Source organism: Pseudomonas sp. 30_B (assembly GCF_017491605.1).
In the GTDB taxonomy this organism is placed as follows: Bacteria; Pseudomonadota; Gammaproteobacteria; order Pseudomonadales; family Pseudomonadaceae; genus Pseudomonas.
Map to the genome: position 1 here is coordinate 233,834 of NZ_JAFGYY010000009.1, position 6,890 is coordinate 240,723.

At 64.5% G+C, this 6,890-nt stretch carries 4 protein-coding genes and 1 pseudogene; all 5 read left to right on the forward strand.

Features of this window, described 5'->3' with window-relative positions; genetic code table 11:
* Positions 1-50: 50 nt before the first annotated feature.
* On the forward strand, positions 51-1,679 hold the full coding sequence (locus J5M67_RS12695; RefSeq protein ID WP_207885688.1) for a LysM peptidoglycan-binding domain-containing protein: 1,629 nt from the start codon (positions 51-53) through the stop codon (positions 1,677-1,679).
* A 117-nt stretch (positions 1,680-1,796) separates the two neighbouring features.
* Positions 1,797-3,626, forward strand: coding sequence for an extracellular solute-binding protein (locus J5M67_RS12700; RefSeq protein ID WP_207885689.1), 1,830 nt, complete (start codon positions 1,797-1,799; stop codon positions 3,624-3,626).
* On the forward strand, positions 3,623-5,479 hold the full coding sequence (locus J5M67_RS12705) for an extracellular solute-binding protein (protein ID WP_207885690.1): 1,857 nt from the start codon (positions 3,623-3,625) through the stop codon (positions 5,477-5,479). Before J5M67_RS12700 ends, J5M67_RS12705 begins: the two co-directional genes overlap by 4 nt.
* Entirely contained in the window at positions 5,479-6,561 is a 1,083-nt protein-coding gene (locus tag J5M67_RS12710) for a microcin C ABC transporter permease YejB (RefSeq protein WP_207885691.1), read from the forward strand. The genes J5M67_RS12705 and J5M67_RS12710 overlap by 1 nt, the downstream gene beginning before the upstream one ends.
* A 4-nt stretch (positions 6,562-6,565) precedes the next feature.
* A pseudogene (locus J5M67_RS12715) lies at positions 6,566-6,890 on the forward strand (ABC transporter permease); the annotation flags it as partial.

Consider the following 6,890-nt stretch of genomic DNA (forward strand, 5'->3'; position numbering starts at 1 on the left):
GCGGTTCCTAGAATCCCCGAAATTTTTGCCCCGGACACAGTCATCAGCCAATGCCGCCAAAGACCAGCAAGACCTTCGATCTAGACGCATTGGCTCGCTCCATCCGAGTCTCCGTGGTGCTGCTCGCCGCGGGCCTGGCCGGCTGTCAGTCGACCCAGCACGTCGCCAACGACTCCCAGGCCCGCAATGCCGCCCGCGCGGTCGACGTGAAGTTCAAGCCGGCCTGGTCGGATTCCCAGAACGATATCTGGGAGCGCATGCGCGTCGGTTTCCAGCTGCAGGATCAGATCGACACCAACCCGCGCATCGAGCGCCAGCGCCTGTGGTTCATGAGCAACCCGTCGTTCCTGGAAAACGCCAGCGAACGCGGCAGCCCGTACATGCACTATGTCGTGGAGCGCCTGGAAGAGCGCGACATGCCGCTGGAACTGGCCCTGTTGCCGGTCATCGAAAGCTCCTACAACCCGATGGCGGTATCCCGCGCCCAGGCCGTCGGCCTGTGGCAGTTCATCCCGAGCACCGGCACCCATTTCAACCTGCGCCAGACCAACTTCTATGACGGTCGCCGCGACATCCAGGCGTCGACCAACGCCGCGCTGACCTACCTGACCCGCCTGCACGACATGTTCAACGGCGACTGGCTGCTCGCGCTGGCCGCCTACAACGCCGGCGAAGGCACCGTCAGCCGCGCCATCGAGCGCAACGAGCGCCTCGGCCTGCCGACCGACTACTGGAACCTGCCGCTGCCGCAGGAAACCCAGGACTACGTGCCCAAGCTGCTGGCACTGTCGCAACTGGTGAACGCACCGACCATCTACGGCATCAACCTCAACCCGATCGCCAACGAGCCCTACTTCACCTCGATTCGCATCAAGCCGGGCCTCGACCTGTCGCGTGTCGCCGCTCTCGCCGACCTCGACGAGGACGAGCTGTACCAGCTGAACCCCGCCTTCAAACGCAAGGTCACCCTCGACGGCCCACACCATCTGCTGGTGCCCAAGGACAAGGCCGATACCCTGAAGGCCAACATCGACACCCTGACGCCGCAGCCGATCAGCGCCTACACCTCGGTCGCCTCCGCCTCGACGTCCGGCAAGGGCCTGCAACAGTACCGCGTACGCAAGGGCGACAGCCTGCACAGCATCGCCCAGCGCTACCGCCTCACCGTGGCCGAGCTGAAATCCGCCAATCGCCTGAGCGCCAACCGCCTGCGCAACGGCCAGGTCCTGGTCATCCCCGGCCAGCCGGGCCGTCCGGTCGTCGAGCCGGAAAGCCCGCGTCAGTTGGCGCAGGTCGAGCGCACGTCCACCCGCACTCAGAGCCGCACCTACACCGTGAAGAACGGCGATACGCTCTGGCAGATCGCCAAGAAGAACGACGTCGACGTCGCCGACATCAAGCGCTGGAACAACCTGGACAGCCACGGCGTCAAGCCGGGCCAGACGCTCAAGCTGCAAGGCGGCTCCAGCGCGGCCACCCGGCAGATCGCCTCGAACGCAAAGTCCAAGGAAAAGGAAAAAGTGACCTACTACAAGGTCAAGCAAGGCGATTCGATGTCGCTGATCGCCAAGCGCTTCAACGTCGAAATGCAGCACATCAAACGCTGGAACCCGCGCAGCGGCAAGGCCCTGAAGCCGGGCCAGACCCTGACGCTGTACCTCGACACCGCCAGCCGCTGACCCTCGTCACGCGCCGTGACGCAATTGTCCCGGCGCGCGGCTTCTGGCGGCACGGACAAGCTGCTACTGTAGGGTGCCATTCGCCCAACGCCTGCCAAGGATCGGACCCTACGCCCGATGCGTCGCCTGCCCCTCCTGTTCCTCGGCCTCCTGCTCAGTCTGCCTACCTCGGCCCAGATCACGGAAAGCCACGGCTATGCGCAGTTCGGCGACCTGAAATACCCCGCCAACTTCGACCATTTCGACTGGGTCAACCCCATGGCGCCCAAGGGCGGCACCCTGCGCCTGATGGGCCTGGGCAGCTTCGACACCCTCAACCCCTACACCCTCAAGGGCAGCCCGCCGATCAGCACCGCCGACTTCCTGCAGTACGGCGTCAGCGAGCTGAACGAGCCGCTGATGGTCGGCACCGGCCTCTATGACCCGTCCGGCGACGAACCGGCCTCCAGCTACGGCCTGATCGCCGGCAGCGTCGAATACGCCGAAGACCGCAGCTGGGTGGTGTTCAACCTGCGCCCACAGGCACGCTTCCACGATGGCAAGCCGATCACCGCCTACGACGTGGCGTTTTCCTACCGCACCCTGCTCAAGCACGGGCATCCGATGTACCGCACCGCGCTGCAGGAAGTGCAGCGGGTCGACATCCTCTCGCCTCAGCGCATCCGCTTCGTGCTCAAGCGCAGCGACAACCCGCTGCTGATCCTGCGCCTGGGCGAAATGCCTGTCCTGCCACAGCATTACTGGAAAGGCCGCGACTTCACGGCCACCACCTTCGAGCCCCCGCTGGGCAGCGGCCCCTATCGGATCAGCGAAGTGGTGCCGGGGCGGCGCCTGGTATTCGAACGGGTCAAGGACTGGTGGGGCGCGGACCTTCCGGTGAATCGCGGCAAGTACAACTTCGACCGGGTCGAGGTGGAGTTCTATCGCGATGCCGGCATCGCCTTCGAAGCCTTCAAAGCCGGCGAATTCGATTTCTACATCGAGCACCAGGCGAAGAACTGGCGCAGCGCCTATCACTTCCCGGCCTTGCGCCGGGGCGACGTAGTACGCGCGGAAATCCCGCACAAGATTCCGACCCAGACCCAGGCGCTGTTCATGAACACGCGCCGGCCGACCTTCGCCGACCGCCGCCTGCGCGAGGCCCTCGGCTTGATGTTCGACTTCGAATGGACCAACCGCGCACTGTTCAACGACGCCTACGCGCGCGCCAGCAGCTACTACCCGAACAGCAGCTTTTCCGCCACCGGCGTGCCCCAGGGTCAGGAATGGTTGCTGCTCTCTCCCTACCGCAAGCAATTGCCGGAAGAACTGTTCACCCGCCCCTTCACGGTGCCGGTCACCCAGGGTAACGGTATTCCGCGGGAAACCCTGCGCCATGCATTGGGTCTATTGGCCGACGCCGGCTGGAAGCTCTCCGGGGATCGCCTGCTGAACGCCAGCGGCAAGCCGCTGCGCTTCGAAATCCTGCTGGTCAATCCGAGCCTGGAGCGAATCCTCCAGCCGTACCGCGAGAATCTCGCCAGCATTGGCATCGATGCACGCTTGCGCACCGTGGACCGTGCCCAGTACAAACAGCGTCTGGACCAGTTCGACTACGACATGATTCTGATGACCTTGCCCCAGACCCTGAGCCCCGGCCTCGAACAATGGCAATACTTCCATTCCAGCCAGGTCATGGTGAAAGGCAGCAAGAACTATGCGGGCATCGCCAACCCCGTGGTGGACGCGATGCTCGACAAACTCCTCGGCGCCACCGACCGCGACCAGCAGGAAACCGCCGCCCGCGCCCTGGACCGGGTGCTGCTCTGGCAGCACTACAGCATTCCCAATTGGTACCTGAACAAGCATCGACTGGCGTACCGCAACCGCTTCGCCTTCGTCACCACGCCGCCCTACACCCTGGGCCTGCGAGCCTGGTGGCAGAAAAATCAGGAGAACACCCTATGAAGAGCCCCCGCCGCGCCGCGCTGTTCGCCGGCCTGTTGCTGGGACTGCTGGGCAGTGCACAGGCCGCGCCGCAGCACGCCATCACCCTGTATGACGAAGCGCCGAAGTACCCGGCCGACTTCAAGCACTTCGACTACGTCAATCCGGACGCACCCAAGGGCGGCACCCTGCGCCTCTCCGACTTCGGCGGTTTCGACAGCCTCAACCCCTTCATCGCCAAGGGTAATTCCGCGCCGCAGATCAACCTGATCTACGACACCCTCACCTTCCACTCCCTCGATGAGCCCTTCACCGAGTACGGACTGCTCGCGGAAAAGATCGAGAAGGATCCGGAGCATCGCTTCGTGCGCTACTTCCTGCGCCCCGAGGCGAAGTTCCAGGACGGCACGCCGGTCACCGCCGAGGACGTGGTATTCACCTTCGAGACACTGATGAAGGACGGCGACCCCATGTACCGCAACTACTACGCGGACGTCGACAAGGTGGTGGCCGAGGACAAGCTGCGCGTGCGCTTCGACTTCAAGCACGGCAACAACCGGGAGCTGCCACTGATCCTCGGCCAGCTGTCGATCCTGCCCAAGCACTGGTGGGCCAGCCGCGACTTCAACAAGACCGGCATGGAGCCACCACTGGGCAGTGGTCCGTACCGCATCACCAAGGTCGACGCCGGGCGCTCGATCCGCTACGAGAAGGTCAAGGACTGGTGGGGCGACAAGCTGGCGGTGAACCGCGGCTTCAACAACTTCGACGCGGTGGTGGTGGACTCCTACCGCGACCTCACGGTCGCCCTGGAGGCGTTCAAGGCCGGACAGTTCGACTTCAACGACGAGCGCATCGCCAAGAACTGGGCCACTGCCTACGACTCGCCGGCGGTACGCGACGGCCGCATCGTTCGCGAGGAGCCGGTCAACGGCAATCCCTGGGGCATGCAGGGCTACGCCTTCAACCTGCGCCGTCCGGTGTTCCAGGACCCGCGCGTGCGCGAAGCGATCACCCAGCTGTTCGACTTCGAGTGGACCAACAAGCAGCTGTTCTTCGGCTCCTACCTGCGCGACGGCAGCTACTTCGAGAACTCCGAAATGGCCGCGCACCAGCTGCCCGATGCCGAGGAGCTGAAAATCCTCGAACCGCTGCGCGACAAGCTGCCGCCGCAGGTCTTCACCCAGGTCTACGTGCCGCCCACCAGCGACGGCAGCGGCATCATCCGCGACCAGAAGCGCAAGGCCTACCAGCTGCTGCTGGACGCCGGCTACAAGATAGAGAACGACAAGATGGTCGGCCCCGACGGCAAGCAGCTGAGCTTCGAATTCATGCTCGCCCAGGCCGACTTCGAGCGTGTGCTGCTGCCCTTCAAGCGCAACCTCGCCGAGCTGGGCATCGACATGCAGCTGCGCCGGGTCGACGTCTCGCAGTACGTCAACCGCCTGCGCTCACGGGACTACGACATGATCGTCAGCAGCTGGCCGCAGTCCAACTCGCCGGGCAACGAGCAGCGCGAGTTCTGGCACTCCAGCAGCGCCGACAAGCCCGGCAGCCGCAACTTCATCGGCCTGCGCGATCCGGGCATCGACGCCCTGGTGGACGGCCTGATCAACGCCGACTCCCGCGAAAGCCTGGTGCGCCACGCCCGCGCCCTCGACCGCGCGCTGCTCTGGGGCCACTACGTGGTGCCCAACTGGTACCTGGGCACCTGGCGCATCGCCTACTGGAACCGCATCGCCCATCCGCAGAAACTGCCACCCTACAGCTACGCCCTGCAGACCTGGTGGCAGGCGCGTGACCAGGCGGTACCGACCAAGACCGAGGCCGAGCAGGCCAAGGCGAGTGATGCCCAGGCAGAGGAAGCGCACTGATGCTCGCCTATATCCTGCGACGCCTGCTGCTGATCATCCCCACCCTGTTCGGCATCCTGCTGATCAACTTCATCATCATCCAGGCCGCCCCTGGCGGTCCGGTGGAACAGATGATCGCCAAGCTGGAAGGCTTCGATGCCGCCAGCGGCGGCGCCACCGGGCGCATCTCCGGCGGCGGAGGCGAAGTCGCCTCGGCCGGCACGCACTACCGCGGCGCCCAGGGTCTGGACCCGGAGCTGGTGAAGGAAATCGAGCGCATGTACGGCTTCGACAAGCCAGCGCCCGAGCGCTTCTGGATCATGCTGAAGAACTACGTGCATCTGGACTTCGGCCAGAGCTTCTTCCGCGACGCCAAGGTCACAGACCTGATCGTCGAGAAGCTGCCGGTCTCCATCTCCCTCGGTCTGTGGAGCACGCTGATCATGTACCTGGTGTCGATCCCGCTGGGCATCGCCAAGGCGGTGCGCCACGGGAGCCACTTCGACGTCTGGACCAGCTCGGCGATCATCATCGGCTACGCCATCCCGGCCTTCCTATTCGCCATCCTGCTGGTAGTGCTGTTTGCCGGCGGCAGCTACTGGGACTGGTTCCCGTTACGCGGGCTGACCTCCAACAACTTCGACGAGCTGACCCTGGGCGGCAAGATCCGCGACTACTTCTGGCACCTGGCATTGCCCATCACCGCGCTGGTGATCGGCAACTTCGCCACCATCACCCTGCTGACCAAGAACAGCTTCCTCGACGAGATCGGCAAGCAGTACGTGGTCACCGCCCGCGCCAAGGGCCTCACCGAGCGCCGCGTGCTCTACGGCCACGTGTTCCGCAACGCCATGCTGCTGGTCATCGCCGGCCTGCCCTCGGCGCTGCTGGGCATCTTCTTCACCGGTGCGCTGCTGATCGAAGTGATCTTCTCCCTCGACGGCCTGGGCCTGCTCAGCTTCGAGGCGGCGCTGAACCGCGACTACCCGGTGGTGTTCGGCACGCTGTTCATCTTCACCCTGTTCGGCCTGATCATGAAGCTGATCAGCGACGTCCTCTACACGCTGGTCGATCCGCGCATCGACTTCGAGAACCGGGAGTAATCCGATGCGCCTGTCTCCCATCAATCAGCGCCGCTGGGCGCACTTCAAGGCCAACAAGCGCGGATGGTGGTCGCTCTGGCTGTTCCTCGTGCTGTTCATCGCAAGCCTGGGCGCCGAGCTGATCGCCAACGACAAGCCGCTGGCCATCCGCTACGACGGCAACTGGTACTTCCCGGTGGTCAAGCGCTACCCGGAAACCGCCTTCGGCGGCGAGTTCCCCATGGAGGCGAACTACAAGAGCCCCTACATGCGCGAGCAGATCGCGCAAAAGGGAGGCTGGATCCTCTGGCCACCGATCGCGTACAGCTACGACACCATCAACTACGACC